This is a genomic window from Kribbella monticola (assembly GCF_003261635.1).
Taxonomy (GTDB): domain Bacteria; phylum Actinomycetota; class Actinomycetes; order Propionibacteriales; family Kribbellaceae; genus Kribbella; species Kribbella monticola.
Window position 1 is genome coordinate 101307 of sequence record NZ_QFXK01000039.1, and the last position, 13434, is coordinate 114740.

Sequence of the window (13434 nt, forward strand, 5' to 3'; positions counted from 1 at the left end):
CCGATCGTCTTTCTTGTGAGTTGCCGGTCCGAAGCGGGAGGCAGCCGGAGAGGCCACACTGAGATCAAGGAGGTGATGCGCGTGAAGTACGTGCTGATGTTCGTCGACACCGAGGAGTACGCCAAGGAGGTCGAGGCGATGAGCCCGGCCGAGCTGGAACAGGTCTACGACCGGGTGAACCAGTGGTTCATCGATCACGCCGCGAAGATCCGCAGTACGACCAGCAAACTGCAAGGCGCGGCGACCGCCACGACCGTGCGGCTCGACGGGCCGGAACCAGTGACCACCGACGGGCCGTTCATGGAGGGCAAGGAAGTCATCTCCGGGTTCACCGAGATCGAGGTCGCCGACCTCGACGAGGCACTGCGCATGGTCAAGACCTGGCCCGCCTGCCCGATCGTCGAAATCCGCCCTGTGGGGCCATGACCACCAGTCCGGCCGCCGACGAACTGGCCCGCGTGGTTCGCGACCACGCCGGTCAGCTCGCCGCGTCACTCGTCTCGCTGCTCGGCGACTTCTCGGCCGCCGAAGACCTGGTCCAGGACGCCGTCGAGACCGCCCTGCGGCGCTGGCCGGTCGAAGGGATCCCCGACCGGCCCGACGGATGGCTGTTCACCGTCGCCCGTCGCCGCGGCCTGGACGTACTCCGGCGGCAGGAGAACTACCGCTCCAAACTCGCCCAGTTGCAGTGGCCGATCCAGCCCGCGCCCGACGACCGGCTCCGGCTCATCTTCACCTGCTGCCATCCCGCGCTGGCTCGCGAAGCGCAGATCGCGCTCACGCTCCGCGTCGTCTGCGGTCTCACCACCGCCCAGATCGCCGCCGCGTTCCTCGTACCGGAAACCACCCTGGCGCAGCGGATCACCCGCGCGAAACGCAAGATCGCCCAGGCCGGCATCCCGTACCGGATTCCCCGCGCCGACGAGCTGCCCGAACGGCTCGGCGAAGTACTGACCGTCATCTACCTGCTGTTCAACGAGGGCTACCTGTCCAGCAGCAGCGACCGGGTCCACTCCCGTGACCTCGTGGACGACGCCGAATGGCTCACCAGTCTCCTCGCCGGGCTCCAACCGAACGAACCCGAGATCACCGGACTCCTCGTCCTGATCCGCCTCCACCGCAGCCGCGCCGCCGCGAGATTCACGCCTGAGGGGCAGCTCGTCCTGCTGCAGGACCAAGACCGCGGTACCTGGGACCACGAGGCAATAGCCGCCGCGACAGCGCTTCTCACCCGCACCGCCCGGCGCCACCGCTCACCCGGTCCGTACCAGCTGCAGGCCGCCATCGCCGCCTGCCACTGCGAAGCCGCCAGCTGGAAAGACACCGACTGGCAGCAGATCCTCGTCCTGTACGACATGCTGCTTCACCTGCAACCCAGTTCGATCACCCGCCTGCATCGCAGCGTCGCAGTCCGCTATGTCAAAGGCGCCGACGTCGCTCTCGCGGAGCTTGACGGACTCGACGGTGAGCTCAGCAGCTACCCGCTGTACCACGCGACGCGCGCCGAAATGCTCAGAGCCGTCGGCGACTACAAGACCGCGACCGAGGCCGACCGGCGCGCCCTCGAACTCACCGCGAACCCGGCGCAGGCCGAAGTACTGAGGGAACGGCTCGCCACGCATTGAGTTCATCAGCCGCGGCGCTCGCAGGCGATGCCGTCGCCGTCGGGGTCCAGGCGAAGGGAGTAGCCGGGCATGCCGCGAAGGAGGACGAGCAGACCTGCTCGGCGTACGGCGGGGCAGTTCTTGTAGAAGACGGGAGCGCCCGCCGGGGTTGGGGTCGGGGTTCGCGTGGTTGGGGGTGGTGGAGTCGGCGCGGTCGATGGGGTCTTGGTCGTTGGTGCCGGTGAGATGGTGGCGAAGAGTGGTTTGGGAGTGGGCTTCGGTGTTTCGGGCGGCATCGGGTCGCTGGTGATCTCCTCCGGGGTGGGGAGTGGCACCGTGGGGAGTGGTGGGAGTGCGGTGTCCAGAATCGACGGTGAATCCGCGACCCGGGTGGGCGCCGTGTTGCCGTCGAGTGAGCCGAAGAGAATGAAACTCACGAGGGCGCCGACCAGGAGTACGAGACCGGTCGACGCGAAAATGGGCAGGTAGCTCGGTCCTCCGTAGCGACCGCGAGGTCCGCGGACCCGGCGCCCGTCGCTGTCGACCCAGAACGGCCAGTCCATCGGTGCCGCCGGCCAGGATTCGTCGGGTTGCCACCGTTTGGGTGGGCGCCAGCGGGCGGTCGGTGGTTCCGGCCATTCGGGCGGCGCGTTGAAATGCCTCACTCAGCCTCCTCCCCCGAGGTGCTCAACGCCCGCAGCCTAAGCGAACCCACGCATTCGGTGGCGGTTCCGGCAATAGGTAATTCGAATACTTCAAAGGTCGAATGACGATTGAGGTCGAATTGCCAATAGATGCTTGTAGACAAGCAAATGCGCGTAGTCCGCAGGAATGCGGGTCAGCTGGTGGAGAGACACAGGAGGTCGCGTGGGCGGACCTCGGCGGCTACTTCTTGCTGATGAGGGAGCGGGCGAAGAACTGGAGGTTGGCGGGTCGCTCGGCGAGGCGGCGTACGAGGTAGCCGTACCAGTCTTCGCCGTAGGGGATGTAGATGCGGACGGTGTGGCCCTCGCCGGCAAGGCGGAGTTGTTCTTCGGGGCGGATGCCGAACAGCATCTGGTACTCGAAGGAGCCGGGGCGGCGGTTGGCGCGGTCGGCCAGGGAGCCGGCGATCGCGATCAGGCGCGGGTCGTGTGAGGCGATCATCGGGTAGCCGGCGCCGTTCATCAGGATCTTCATCGCGCGGACGTACGCCTTGTCGACGGACCGCTTGTCCTGGTACGCGACCGACTCGGGCTCCTTGTAGGCGCCCTTGCACAGCCGGACCCGCGAGCCCTCATAAGCCAGGTCGCGGCAGTCGCCCTCGGTACGCCGCAAGTACGCCTGCAGCACGGCGCCGGTCTCGGGGAAGTCCTGCCGCAGTTCGCGCAGGATGCTCAGGGTGGAGTCCGTGGTGGTGTGGTCCTCCATGTCGAGGGTCACCGTCGTACCGGCGTTGCGGGCCGCGTGGCAGATCGAGCGGGCGTTCTCCAGCGCGATCTTCTCGCCGTCGCCGGGCAGCGCCTGACCGACGGCCGACAGCTTGACCGAGACCTCGGCATGAGACGTCAGCCCGGCGGCGGACAGCTGCTTCAGCAACGTCAGGTACGCCTCGGCCGTCGCGGTGGCGGCGGCGGCGTCCGTGACGTCCTCACCCAGGTGGTCGAGGGTGACATTGAGGCCGCTGCTGACCAGCTTCTCGGTGGCCAGCACGGCCTCCGGAGCGGTCTCCCCGGCCACGAACCGGGCCACGATGCCGCTGGACACCGGCATCGCCGAGACGGCCTTCTTGATCTGGGGGCTGCGGGACACGCCCAGCAGGATTCGCCGAAGCACTTCGCGTTCCTCCTCGTTTCCCGACTCATCCGGCCCCGTATGCCGCGATGTTCCAGGGGTGTCAGCAGGCTACGCGCCTGGCCCGTACGCACCCTAATCGTGTGGCCAGGACCACACCAGTACGCCGACTGGTCCACGCCGCCCCCGTCCAGCGAACCCGGGCCACCCACGTCCAGCGGGCCCGGGCGATGCGGACTGGGCTGGTTCCCGTCGGCCCCGTAGGTTGGGTTGGCAGGGCCGTCCGGACGGGCGGCGTGATCCCCGGTCAGGAGAGGATGCGGCATGCGGATCTTCAAGCGTCGCCGCACGACGGCTGCGCCGGCCGACCCGATCGGTGGGTTCTGGAGCTGGTGGGAAGCCACCGGCGCCGCCCAGATCGCCGAGTCGATCGCGCTGCGGGATCTGACCGCCGCCGGCGCCGTACTGTCCGACCAGGTACGCCGGATCCACGAGAACCTCGACTGGGAGCTGGGCCACGGCCTGCACGCCGAACACGTCCTGATCGTCACCGCCGCCGGCGACCCCGGCACCCGCGCGATCGCCCGTCGCTGGTTGCGCGCGGCACCGCCCTCGGACCACCTCTGGGAGTACGCCGACCTGCGCCGGCCGTCACCGGACGCGGGGATCAAGTTCGACGGGATGCCGCTGGTCTCGATCGAGTCGGCGCTCGTCACGATCGAGCCCGACAGTCGCGAGGCCGCCCTGCATGTCGAGGTGCACCACCCGGCGTTCCCGGCACTGCCCGACGAGCTGCGGAAGCGGGTGACCTTTCTGTTGCTCGACCTGGTCCTCGGCGAGGAACTGGTCGAGACCTGGATCGGCGCGATCAGCCCGGCGGTCGTGCCGCCCGCGAACGCAGTACCGATCGCCGAACTGCTGCCGGCGGTGGCTTCGTTCGCCGCGGCTCATGTCGCCGAGGACGGCGGGCCGAGCTGGCGGTTGATGGAAGGTGAGACGGCGGCCGGCGATCGCCTGGTCGCGACCGCGATGGTCCCGCTCCGCTCGATCCAGATGCCGCACCTGGACACCCATGTCGCCGTCGAGGTGCCGTACCAGGACGCCCGCGAGGACGGGCTGCCCAAGGACGAGACGCTGAGCCATCTGCGCGACTTCGAGGACCATTTGACCAACCGGCTCGGTGATTCGGGCCGGCTGCTGGCGCACGAGACCGCGGCCGGCTCGCGGACCTTGCACTACTACGTCGACGGTACGACGCCGGCCGCCGCCCAGTTGGAAGCCGCGATCACCGGCTGGCCCGACGGCCCGGTCACCCTCAAGGTCACCGCCGACGCCGGCTGGGAAGGCGTCCGCCACCTGACCTAGGCCGTACGGCGTTTCAGCGTCGCGGCACCGAGGACGAGCGCGCCGACGATGAACGCGGCGACCACGAGCGCATCGGATCCCGCGCCGTCTCCGAAGCCGTTGCCTCGGGCAACCCCGGACACCGCGTCGACGGCGTACGAGAGGGGCAGCACGTCACTGACCCCATGCAGTACGCCGGGGAGCCGGTCGCGGGGCAGCAGCAACCCGCAGAGCAGGAGCTGCGGGATCATCACGGCCGGCATCATCTGGACGGCCTGGAACTCGGTGGCGGCGAAGGCACTCGCGAGCAGACCGAGCGCAGTACCGAGGACTCCGTCGAGAACCGCGACCACTCCGAGCTGCCAGGCAGAGCCGCGGATGTCGAGGTCGAGCGCGTACAGCGAGATCGACACCACCACGGCCGCCTGGACGACGGCGATCAGCGCGAACGCCAGCGCGTAGCCGAGCAGGAAGTCCAGCTTGGCCATCGGCAGCGTGAACAACCGCGACAAGGTGCCGCTGGTCCGTTCGCGCAAGGTGGCCACCGAGGTGACGATGAACATGATGATCGACGGGAACACCGCCAGCAGCGGCCCGCCGATCCGGTCGAACGTGCCCGGGGACTCGTGGAACATCCACCACATCAGGCTCACCAGCAGAGCCGGCATCACGATCAGCATCGCCACGGTCCGGTGGTCGCGGCGCAACTGAGCCAGCACCCGGGCCGCCATCGCCAGCGTCACTCGCGGCGTCATCGCGCACCTGCCTTCCGGTCGATCAGGGTGAGGAAGGCCTGCTCGATGTCGCTGGTACCGACCGATGCCAGCAACCCGTCGGGAGTGTCATCGGCGAGCAGCTCGCCCTCGCGCATGAGCAGCAGCCGGTCGCAGCGGACCGCCTCGTCCATCACGTGACTCGACACCAGCAGAGTCGCGCCGTTGTCGGCCAGCCGATGGAACAGCTCCCACAGATCGCGCCGGAGCACCGGGTCCAAGCCGACGGTCGGTTCGTCGAGGACGAGCAGTTCGGGATTGCCCAGCAGCGCCGCGGCGAGCGAGGCACGAGAGCGTTGGCCGCCGGACAGCCGGTCGACCCGATCGTCGGCGTGACTGCGGAGGTCGACGGCGTCGATCACGCGGTCGACGTCGCCGGAGGAGATGCCGAGGACGGCGGCGAAGAAGCGGAGGTTCTCCCTGACCGTCAGATCGCCGTACACGCTGGGCTCCTGGGTCACGTAGCCGATCCGGTCGCGCAGTTTCGGCGAACCGGCGGGCAGTCCGAGCACCTCGACAGTGCCGGTGACCTTGGCCTGCAGGCCCACGATCGCCCGGATCAACGTGGTCTTGCCGCATCCCGACGGCCCGAGCAACCCCGTCACCGACCCGGTGGCCAGGCCGAAACCCACGCCGTGCAGGACTTCCCGGTCGCCCCGCACCACGACCACGTCGCGACACGTCACCGCGTTTTTCATCATGTGATGAATTTAGCTTCCACGACCGCCATCGGCAAGAGGCGAAAGACCCTCAGGCGGTGAGGTAGTGCTGGATGACCGGGGCGATCCGGTCGATCAGGTCCGCGACCGGAGTGGTGGCGACCGGGTCGAGATCGACGAGGTAGCGGGTCAGTGCGAGACCGAGCAGTTGGGCGGCCACCAGCGAGACGCGCAGCGAGGCGTCCGGGACGTCGAGGGCGGTCGAAACGGGGACCATGATCATCTTCGTGATGCCTTCGCGCATCATCCGGGCGACCTCGTCGCTGGTGACGACGCTGCGCAGGACCGCCTTCATCCGCTGCTGGCCGTCGGCGGACTCCCAGACCCCGAGGAAAGTGGTGATGATCCGGCGACCGAGTTCCTCGCGCGGGCCGCCGAGGATCACGGCCGCCACCTGGCGCGGATCGACGGGCAGTGCCATCGACTCGATGAACAGTTCGTCCTTGCTGTCGAAGTAGTGGTGCACGAGCGCCGCGTCGACACCGGCCTCGCGGGCGACCGCGCGCAGCGACGTACCGGTGAATCCCTTACCTGCAAAGGATTCGCGGGCCGCCCGGAGGATGTCGCCGCGGGTGTCCGGACCGCCCGGCCGGCGCCCCGGCGTACGGGTCGGTGAACCCGTCACGGGGTCAGCTCCGACACCTCTCCGTCGCTGGTCACGGCGAAGGCCGACCGGCGGGAGACGGCGTCGGCGGTCCGGACGAAGTGCTTGCGGGTGAACTCGAGCGACTCGATCAGGTCGATCTCGCGCTCGGACCGGCTGGAGCAGCGGCGGGTGTTGATCTCGATGATGATGTGGCCGCGGAAGTCGTTGTTGGCCAGGCCGTTCAGCAGGTCGGCCGCTCGCTGGGTACCGCGGCCGGGCACCAGGTGCTCGTCCTTGGCGGAGCCGGTGCCGTCGGTGAGGTGGATGTGCTTGAGCGTCCGGCCCATCGTCGCGGCCAGCTCGACGCAGTCCTGCTCGGCGGTCGACGAGTGCGACAGGTCGAGGGTGGTGTGCGCGTAGGTCTGCTCGGTCGGGTCCCAACTCGGCGCGTACGCCTGCAGGCCCTTGCCGGGCGCGCGCCACGGGTACATGTTCTCGACCGCGAAAATGACGCCGGTCTCCGCCTCCAGCCGGGCGATCCCCTCGACGAAGCCGCGGGCGTAGTCGCGCTGCCAGCGGAACGGCGGGTGGACGACGACGACGTCGGCGCCGAGATCCTTGGCCGCCTCGGCGCTGCGCTCCAGCTTCTCCCACGGGTCGGTCCCCCACACCCGCTGGGTGATCAGCAGACAAGGCGCGTGGATCGCGATCACCGGGAGCTGGTGGTAGTCGACCAGCCGCTGCACCGCGTCGATCTGGGTACTGAGCGGGTCGATCCCGACCATCAATTCCACCCCGTCGTACCCGAGCCGAGCAGCCAGCTCGAAGCAACTGGCGGTCGACTCCGGATAGACGGAGGCGGTGGACAGGCCGATCTTCGCGGCGGTCTTGCGGGAGCTCATCGCAGTAGGCTTTCGGGGATTGTCATCGGGGTTGCAACTGGTCCAGACGGGACAGGATGACGCCTTCCCGCAGAGCCCACGGACAGACCTCGAGCGAGGTCAGGTCGAACAGGTCCATCACCGCGTCCGCGACCAGCGCACCGGCGATCAGCTGAGTGGACCGGCCCGCGGAGACCCCGGGCAGCGCGGCCCGCTCGGCCGCGGTCATACCGGTCAGCTTGGGCATCCACTCGGTCAGGTCGTCGCGGTCCAGCGAGCGCGGTACGTACGGCCCGTCGTCGGACGGAGCCGCCCCGCAGATCCTGGCCAGCGACCGGAACGTCTTGCTGGTGGCGACCGAGCGCTGCGGCCGGCCGGCCCGCAGTACGTCGCCTGCCACCGCCGCCATCTCCACCCGGATCCGCTTGCGCAGAGCCCGTACTTCGTCCTTGTCCGGCGGATCTGCGGTGAGCGACTCGCGAGTCAGCCGGCCGGCGCCCAGCGGCACCGACACGGCGACCGTCGGCTCCTCGTCAGATCCGGCCGCGATCTCCAGCGAACCACCGCCGATGTCGAACACGGCCAGCCGGCCCGACGACCAGCCGAACCACCGGCGTACGGCGAGGAAGGTCAGCCGCGCCTCGTCCTGGCCGGTCAGCACCTGCAGATCGACCTTGGTCTTCACCCGGACCCGGTCCAGCACCTTTTCGCCATTAGGGGCTTCCCGGAGCGCGGAGGTGGCGAAGGCCAGCACGGACTCGCAGCCCTTGTCCTCGGCGAGCTCGGCGGCCTCGGAGATGAACGAGACGAGCTCGTCGGCGCCGGACTGGGCGATCTTGCCGTCCTTGTCCAGGTGCTCGGCGAGCCGCAGCTCGGTCTTGTGCGAGTACGCCGGCAGCGGCGCGGCACCACGGTGCGCATCCACCACCAGGAGGTGGACGGTGTTGGATCCCACGTCGAGTACGCCGAGCCGCATACCCTCCACGCTACTGGACTCCTGAGGTGCACCTGCGCGGCGTACGGCGGTCCGTACTCAGAATCGACCCGGCCCGGGCGTCCTCGGTACCGCACGGGATGAGCGGGTATCACTGCGGAAGACGTACGCTTTCCCGGTGCCTGAGGTCTCTCTCGATTTTCCCCGTGCCTTTGTCGAGTTCGTCGATCCCGATGATCCCGACCAGGTGTTCCGTTGCGACCTGACCTGGCTGACGTCCAACTGGACCTGCATCTTCGGCGGTGGTTGCCGCGGCATCTACAAAGGCCGCCCGAACGACGGCTGCTGCACGCTCGGCGCGCACTTCTCCGACGAGGACGACGAGTTGCGCGTGAAGGGGTACGTCAAGCAACTGGGCAAGGACGACTGGCAGTTCCGCAAGGAAGGCAAGACGAACGGCTGGATCGAGACCGACGAGGACGGCGACCGTAAGACCCGGGTCTGGGAAGGCGCCTGCATCTTCCTGAACCGGCCGGACTTCCCCGGCGGTGGCGGTTGCGCGCTGCACGGGCTCGCCCTGAAGAAGGGCGTGCACTTCGTCGAGACGAAGCCGGACGTGTGCTGGCAGTTGCCGATCCGGCGGACGTTCCGCGAGGTGGAGCGGCCCGACGGTACGTCGTACACGGAGGTCGGCATCGGCGAGTACGACCGGCGCGGGTGGGGACCAGGCGGGCATGACCTGGACTGGTACTGCACTGGGAACACCGAGGCGCACGTCGGCGTCGAGGCCGTCTTCGAGTCGAGCAAGGTCGAGCTGCAGACGCTGATGGGGCTCAAGGCGTACGACGTACTCGCGGAGCTCTGCCGTCAGCGGCTGGAGGCGGCCAAGCCGCTGCTGCAGCACCCCGCGTCACCGCAGGCCTAGAGCTTTCGTTGGGTCAGAGCTTGTCGTTGGCAACCAGCCAGCCGAGCGCGTCCAGGGTCGTCTCCAGCGCCGAGTAGCGCGGACGGAAGCCGAGCAGCCGGGCGGCCTTCTCCATCGAGCAGTGCGGGCTGTGCGCGATGTGGTCCCAGGTGGCGGCGGCGTCGCCTTCGGAAACTGTCTCCTTCCACTCGTCCCACGGAAGGAAGGTGAGGTTCGCCTCCTGACCGAAATAGCTCGCCACTCCCTCGGCGTACCCGCGGAGCGTCATCGCGCCGTCGGCGACCGCGTGGAAGCTCTCGCCGATCGCGACCGACCGGTTCGCCAGCGCGGCGAGGAACACGCCTGCGACGTCGGCGGCGTGGACGTGCTGGACGGTCTCCAGGCCCAGGTTCGGCAGGGCCAGTTCGGCGCCCTCGGCAAGCTTCTTGAAGACGCCGAGGTCGAGGTGACCGGCCGGGTTGATCGGTGTCCAGCCCGGTCCTGAGATGTGTCCGGGGTGGACGATCGTGACCGGGAGGCCGTCGCGGTGGGCCTTGGCCAGCAGATAGCGCTCGATCGCCGCCTTCGCGATGCCGTAGTCGCCGAAGGGTTTGCGCGGGGCATCCTCCCGCGTCGGCACCGTCGCGCTCGGGCCGTGCACCCAGATCGTGCCGCAGTGCAACAGGTGACCGACCTCGCCCTGGACCGCTTCCGCCAGTTGCCTCGCGCTGTCCTCGGTGAAGCAGATCAGGTCGATCACCGCGTCCGCATGCAGATCCCGCACCCGCTGCCCGAAGGTCCCGGCGGCATCCTCGGCCTCCCGATCCGCCTGCTGCAACTCCACCTGTTGCCACGCGCCACTGTCCCGATACGGCGCCCGCTCCCCCCGACTCAGCACCACCACCTCATGCCCAAGCCGAACCAACTCAGGAACCAAATACGTCCCGATATGCCCAGTCCCACCAATCACCACGATGCGCATGAGCCCACCCTAAGCACACTCCGAAGGTGGTTAGGTTGCCCTTGGTTCGACACCCCGATGGCGCGGACTGTCGGTGGCTGGGACCAGAATGACTTGCATGCGCTTGGATCATCTTTCATATGCGGCCGGTCCCGACGGGTATCAGGCGACGGTTGAGCGGCTGTCCGCGCTGCTCGGCGCCGAGTTCGTCGACGGCGGCGTGCACCCGCGTTTCGGCACGGTGAACCACATCCTCCCGCTCGAGAACGACCGCTACATCGAGGTCGTCGACGTGCTCGACCACCCGGCGTCGGACAAGGCCCCGTTCGGCCAGGCCGTCCGCGCCCGCAAGGAGGTCGGCGGTGGCTGGCTCGGCTGGGTGGTCGCGGTCCGCGACATGGAGCGGATGGAGAAGCGACTCGGCCGCGAGGCCGTCCCCGGCAACCGGCACCGCCCCGACGGCGTCAACATCACCTGGCGCCAGATCGGCGTCAAGGGTCTGATCGCCGACCCGCAGCTGCCGTTCTTCATCCACTGGGACGACCTGGCCCAGCACCCGTCCGTCGGCGGCAAGGGCGTCAAGCTGACCGCGCTCGAGATCGCCGGTGACCCGGCCCGGGTGACCGAGTGGATCGGCCACCCCGCCGACCACCTGCTCGACGACCTCGACGTCGCCTGGGTCGGCCCGAACGGTCAGCCCGGTCTCAACGCGGCCGTCTTCCAGACCCCCAACGGCATCGTTCGGCTGTGACCTCGCAGATCTTCGCGATCTCCGGCGTCCTGGTCGGCGAGCGGGCCCGCACGCTCGATCTCATCTCGTACGCCGTGGCGCTGGCCGGCGTGGCCGACCGGCCCACCCGGTTCTGTTTCATCCCGACCGCCGAAGGGGATCACCCCGGCGCGGTCGACTGGTTCAAAGGGGCCTACGGCAACGACCCGGCGGTCGAGGCCAGCGTGCTCACGCTGTTCACGAAGCCGAACGTGCCCGACGTCCGCTCCTTCCTGCTGAACCAGGAGGTGCTCTGGGTCGGCGGCGGCAGCGTGGTCAACCTGATGGCCGTCTGGCGCGCGCACGGGCTGCCGGAGATTCTCGAAGAGTGCTGGCGCAACGGTGTGGTGATGGCCGGCCAGAGCGCCGGCAGCCTGTGCTGGCACGTTGGCGGCCCGACCGATTCGTTCGGCGACGGACTCGATGCCTATGGCAACTGCCTCGGCTGGCTGCCGTGGAGCAACGGCGTCCATGACGATCTCGCCGACCAGCCGCGCCGTACGACGTACCGGCAGTTGGTTGCCTCTGGCGCCCTTCCTGGCGGTTACGCGACCGAGGACGGCGTCGGCTTGCACTACATCGACGGCGAGCTGAAGGAAGCGGTCGCCGTACTGCCGGACAAGCACGCATGGCAGGTCGAGCCCGACGGCGTCGGCGGCTTCCGGGAGACCGCGATCGTGCCGCGGCTGCTCTAGAGCGTTTCGAGTTCTTGCAAGGCGGCCTCCAGATGCGCCAGCAGTCGCTGGAGGTGCGGGACGGTTCGGCGGCAGCCGGTGAGGCCGAAGTGGAGTTGGTGGTCGTAGCTGGTGACGCTGATGTTGAGTGCCTGCCCGTTGAGGACGATCGACGCCGGGTACATCCCGAGCAGGCGCGAGCGGTTCCAGTACAGCGGGCTCTCGGCCGGGCCGGGGATGTTGGAGATGACCAGGTTGTACGGCGGTGGCGTGCGACCGGCGAGCCCCGGGATCACCGCTGCCGGTCCGGCCGAGCCGAGCCCGAGCGCACCGATCATCAGGTTCTGCAGGGGACTCAGCTGGGACAGCACGCTCTTGCCGTACGTCGTGGAGTCGATGATCCGGCGGATCCGGCGTTCCGGGTCGCGCTCGTCGGTGGCCAGGTCGGCGATCAGCGTCGCCAGCGAGTTGCCTCCGCCCGGAGCATTCTCCGCGGCTCGCAGCGATACCGGGACCATCGCCGTCATCCCCTTGTCCGGAAGGGAGTTCAGCTCCAGCAGATAGTTGCGCAGGGCCCCTGAACACATCGCCAGCATGACGTCGTTGAGCGTCGCGCCGGTGATCGCGCGGACCTTCTCCAGCCGTTCCATCGGCCACGACTGCGCGGCGAACCGCCGCGAACCCGTGATCGGCTGGTTGAAAACGGTCTGCGGCGCCTTGAAGGCGACCGACGAATGCTCGTGCTGCAGCGCATGCAGAGCGCTCCGCAACCCGACCGGCGACAACCCGGCGAGGTCGCCCAGCAACCGCCCTACACCACCCACCGCGCGCCCCGCGCCGCCGATCAGCCGGCCTGCCTCGCCAGGGATCCGGCCGGCTGCGGCGACCAACTCGGCCGGAGTCGGCAAGCCGCCGGATCGCTCGGTGGCCGGTGCCGTCGAAGGAAAGGTGTCAGGCAGCGCATAGGGCGCCGGCATGTCGGTCTGGGCCGGATCGGCGGTCAGCATCGCCTGCATCAGCCGCAGCGCGGTGACGCCGTCGAGCAGGGAATGGTGGATCTTGGTGTAGAGCGCGAACCGGCGTCCCTGCACGCCTTCGATGACGTGCATCTCCCACAGCGGCCGGCGCCGGTCGAGCAGGGCGCCGTGCAACCGGCTGGTGAGTTCGAAGAGCTCCCGGTACCGCCCCGGGCGGGCCAGCCCCGACAGCCGGACGTGGTACTGCAAGTCGATCTCGCGGTCCTGTTCCCAGGACCAGTACCCGAGGTCGAGGGCCCTGTTCCGCACGCGCCTGGTGAAGAGCGGGTTGACCGTCTGGTGCTCGGTGATCTCGGAGTAGATCCGCGAGACGAGGTCCCTGGTCCCGTCCGGGAAGACCTGGTCCCGCGCGCCCTCCGGCAGCTCGAACAGCATCAGACCACCGACATGCATCGGCTGCTCGCGCGTCTCCCCCAGCAAGAACATCGCGTCCAGCGGCCCCACTGCGGTCATCCGACCTCCCGAGCTGGCCTGG

Annotated in this window: 15 protein-coding genes; 6 read left to right on the plus strand and 9 right to left on the minus strand. The window is 68.8% G+C overall.

The window, feature by feature from the left end:
* Positions 1-81 precede the first annotated feature (81 nt).
* Entirely contained in the window at positions 82-426 is a 345-nt protein-coding gene (locus tag DIZ26_RS31865) for a YciI family protein (RefSeq protein ID WP_112248717.1), read from the plus strand.
* Positions 423-1625, plus strand: a complete 1203-nt coding sequence (locus tag DIZ26_RS31870; RefSeq protein WP_112248270.1) for an RNA polymerase sigma factor — start codon at positions 423-425, stop codon at positions 1623-1625. The genes DIZ26_RS31865 and DIZ26_RS31870 overlap by 4 nt, the downstream gene beginning before the upstream one ends.
* A 5-nt stretch (positions 1626-1630) precedes the next feature.
* On the opposite strand, the gene DIZ26_RS31875 is transcribed toward DIZ26_RS31870, so the two are convergent.
* Positions 1631-2269, minus strand: a complete 639-nt coding sequence (locus DIZ26_RS31875) for an excalibur calcium-binding domain-containing protein (protein ID WP_232828744.1) — start codon at positions 2267-2269, stop codon at positions 1631-1633.
* Positions 2270-2489: 220 nt separating this feature from the next.
* Positions 2490-3419: a proline dehydrogenase family protein gene (locus DIZ26_RS31880; RefSeq protein WP_112248272.1), complete on the minus strand. Its 930-nt coding sequence runs from the start codon at positions 3417-3419 to the stop codon at positions 2490-2492.
* A 282-nt stretch (positions 3420-3701) separates the two neighbouring features.
* On the opposite strand from DIZ26_RS31880, the gene DIZ26_RS31885 reads away from it, so the two are divergent.
* Positions 3702-4742 (plus strand): DUF695 domain-containing protein, encoded by a 1041-nt coding sequence (locus tag DIZ26_RS31885; protein WP_112248273.1) that lies wholly within the window; start codon positions 3702-3704, stop codon positions 4740-4742.
* On the opposite strand, the gene DIZ26_RS31890 is transcribed toward DIZ26_RS31885, so the two are convergent.
* From DIZ26_RS31890 to DIZ26_RS31910, 5 genes are read right to left on the minus strand one after another with little or no spacing between them, the layout of a single operon-like run.
* On the minus strand, positions 4739-5476 hold the full coding sequence (locus DIZ26_RS31890) for an ABC transporter permease (RefSeq protein ID WP_112248274.1): 738 nt from the start codon (positions 5474-5476) through the stop codon (positions 4739-4741). The two genes, DIZ26_RS31885 and DIZ26_RS31890, sit on opposite strands and share 4 nt — an antisense overlap.
* Complete coding sequence (locus DIZ26_RS31895; RefSeq protein ID WP_112248275.1) at positions 5473-6195, minus strand: ABC transporter ATP-binding protein; 723 nt, start codon at positions 6193-6195, stop codon at positions 5473-5475. The genes DIZ26_RS31890 and DIZ26_RS31895 overlap by 4 nt, the downstream gene beginning before the upstream one ends.
* A gap of 49 nt (positions 6196-6244) precedes the next feature.
* Positions 6245-6838 (minus strand): TetR/AcrR family transcriptional regulator, encoded by a 594-nt coding sequence (locus DIZ26_RS31900; protein WP_112248276.1) that lies wholly within the window; start codon positions 6836-6838, stop codon positions 6245-6247.
* Positions 6835-7701, minus strand: coding sequence for a sugar phosphate isomerase/epimerase family protein (locus tag DIZ26_RS31905; protein WP_112248277.1), 867 nt, complete (start codon positions 7699-7701; stop codon positions 6835-6837). The genes DIZ26_RS31900 and DIZ26_RS31905 overlap by 4 nt, the downstream gene beginning before the upstream one ends.
* Positions 7702-7723: 22 nt before the next feature.
* The gene (locus DIZ26_RS31910) at positions 7724-8656 is read right to left on the minus strand and encodes a Ppx/GppA phosphatase family protein (protein ID WP_112248278.1); all 933 of its coding nucleotides are present in this window, start codon (positions 8654-8656) and stop codon (positions 7724-7726) included.
* A 136-nt stretch (positions 8657-8792) separates the two neighbouring features.
* Between DIZ26_RS31910 and DIZ26_RS31915 the strand changes: the two genes are divergently transcribed.
* Positions 8793-9539 (plus strand): hypothetical protein, encoded by a 747-nt coding sequence (locus tag DIZ26_RS31915; RefSeq protein WP_112248279.1) that lies wholly within the window; start codon positions 8793-8795, stop codon positions 9537-9539.
* A gap of 13 nt (positions 9540-9552) precedes the next feature.
* Here DIZ26_RS31915 and DIZ26_RS31920 read toward each other — a convergent pair whose 3' ends face one another.
* On the minus strand, positions 9553-10500 hold the full coding sequence (locus tag DIZ26_RS31920; protein ID WP_112248280.1) for an NAD-dependent epimerase/dehydratase family protein: 948 nt from the start codon (positions 10498-10500) through the stop codon (positions 9553-9555).
* Between the two features lie 97 nt (positions 10501-10597).
* On the opposite strand from DIZ26_RS31920, the gene DIZ26_RS31925 reads away from it, so the two are divergent.
* The gene (locus tag DIZ26_RS31925) at positions 10598-11230 is read left to right on the plus strand and encodes a VOC family protein (protein ID WP_112248281.1); all 633 of its coding nucleotides are present in this window, start codon (positions 10598-10600) and stop codon (positions 11228-11230) included.
* A complete protein-coding gene (locus DIZ26_RS31930) occupies positions 11227-11943 on the plus strand; it encodes a Type 1 glutamine amidotransferase-like domain-containing protein (protein WP_112248282.1) in 717 nt (238 codons plus the stop codon). The genes DIZ26_RS31925 and DIZ26_RS31930 overlap by 4 nt, the downstream gene beginning before the upstream one ends.
* Here the strand turns inward: DIZ26_RS31930 and DIZ26_RS31935 are convergent.
* Entirely contained in the window at positions 11940-13412 is a 1473-nt protein-coding gene (locus tag DIZ26_RS31935) for a WS/DGAT/MGAT family O-acyltransferase (RefSeq protein WP_112248283.1), read from the minus strand. The genes DIZ26_RS31930 and DIZ26_RS31935 overlap by 4 nt on opposite strands.
* Positions 13413-13434: the final 22 nt, after the last annotated feature.

Excerpts from the sequence above, each read along its gene's own strand:
- DIZ26_RS31870 (WP_112248270.1), top strand. The coding sequence starts at position 423 with ATGACCACCAGTCCGGCCGCCGACGAACTGGCCCGCGTGGTTCGCGAC.
- DIZ26_RS31885 (WP_112248273.1), top strand. The coding sequence starts at position 3,702 with ATGCGGATCTTCAAGCGTCGCCGCACGACGGCTGCGCCGGCCGACCCG.
- DIZ26_RS31890 (WP_112248274.1), bottom strand. The coding sequence starts at position 5,476 with ATGACGCCGCGAGTGACGCTGGCGATGGCGGCCCGGGTGCTGGCTCAG.
- DIZ26_RS31895 (WP_112248275.1), bottom strand. The coding sequence starts at position 6,195 with ATGATGAAAAACGCGGTGACGTGTCGCGACGTGGTCGTGGTGCGGGGC.
- DIZ26_RS31905 (WP_112248277.1), bottom strand. The coding sequence starts at position 7,701 with ATGAGCTCCCGCAAGACCGCCGCGAAGATCGGCCTGTCCACCGCCTCC.
- DIZ26_RS31910 (WP_112248278.1), bottom strand. The coding sequence starts at position 8,656 with ATGCGGCTCGGCGTACTCGACGTGGGATCCAACACCGTCCACCTCCTG.
- DIZ26_RS31920 (WP_112248280.1), bottom strand. The coding sequence starts at position 10,500 with ATGCGCATCGTGGTGATTGGTGGGACTGGGCATATCGGGACGTATTTG.
- DIZ26_RS31925 (WP_112248281.1), top strand. The coding sequence starts at position 10,598 with ATGCGCTTGGATCATCTTTCATATGCGGCCGGTCCCGACGGGTATCAG.
- DIZ26_RS31935 (WP_112248283.1), bottom strand. The coding sequence starts at position 13,412 with ATGACCGCAGTGGGGCCGCTGGACGCGATGTTCTTGCTGGGGGAGACG.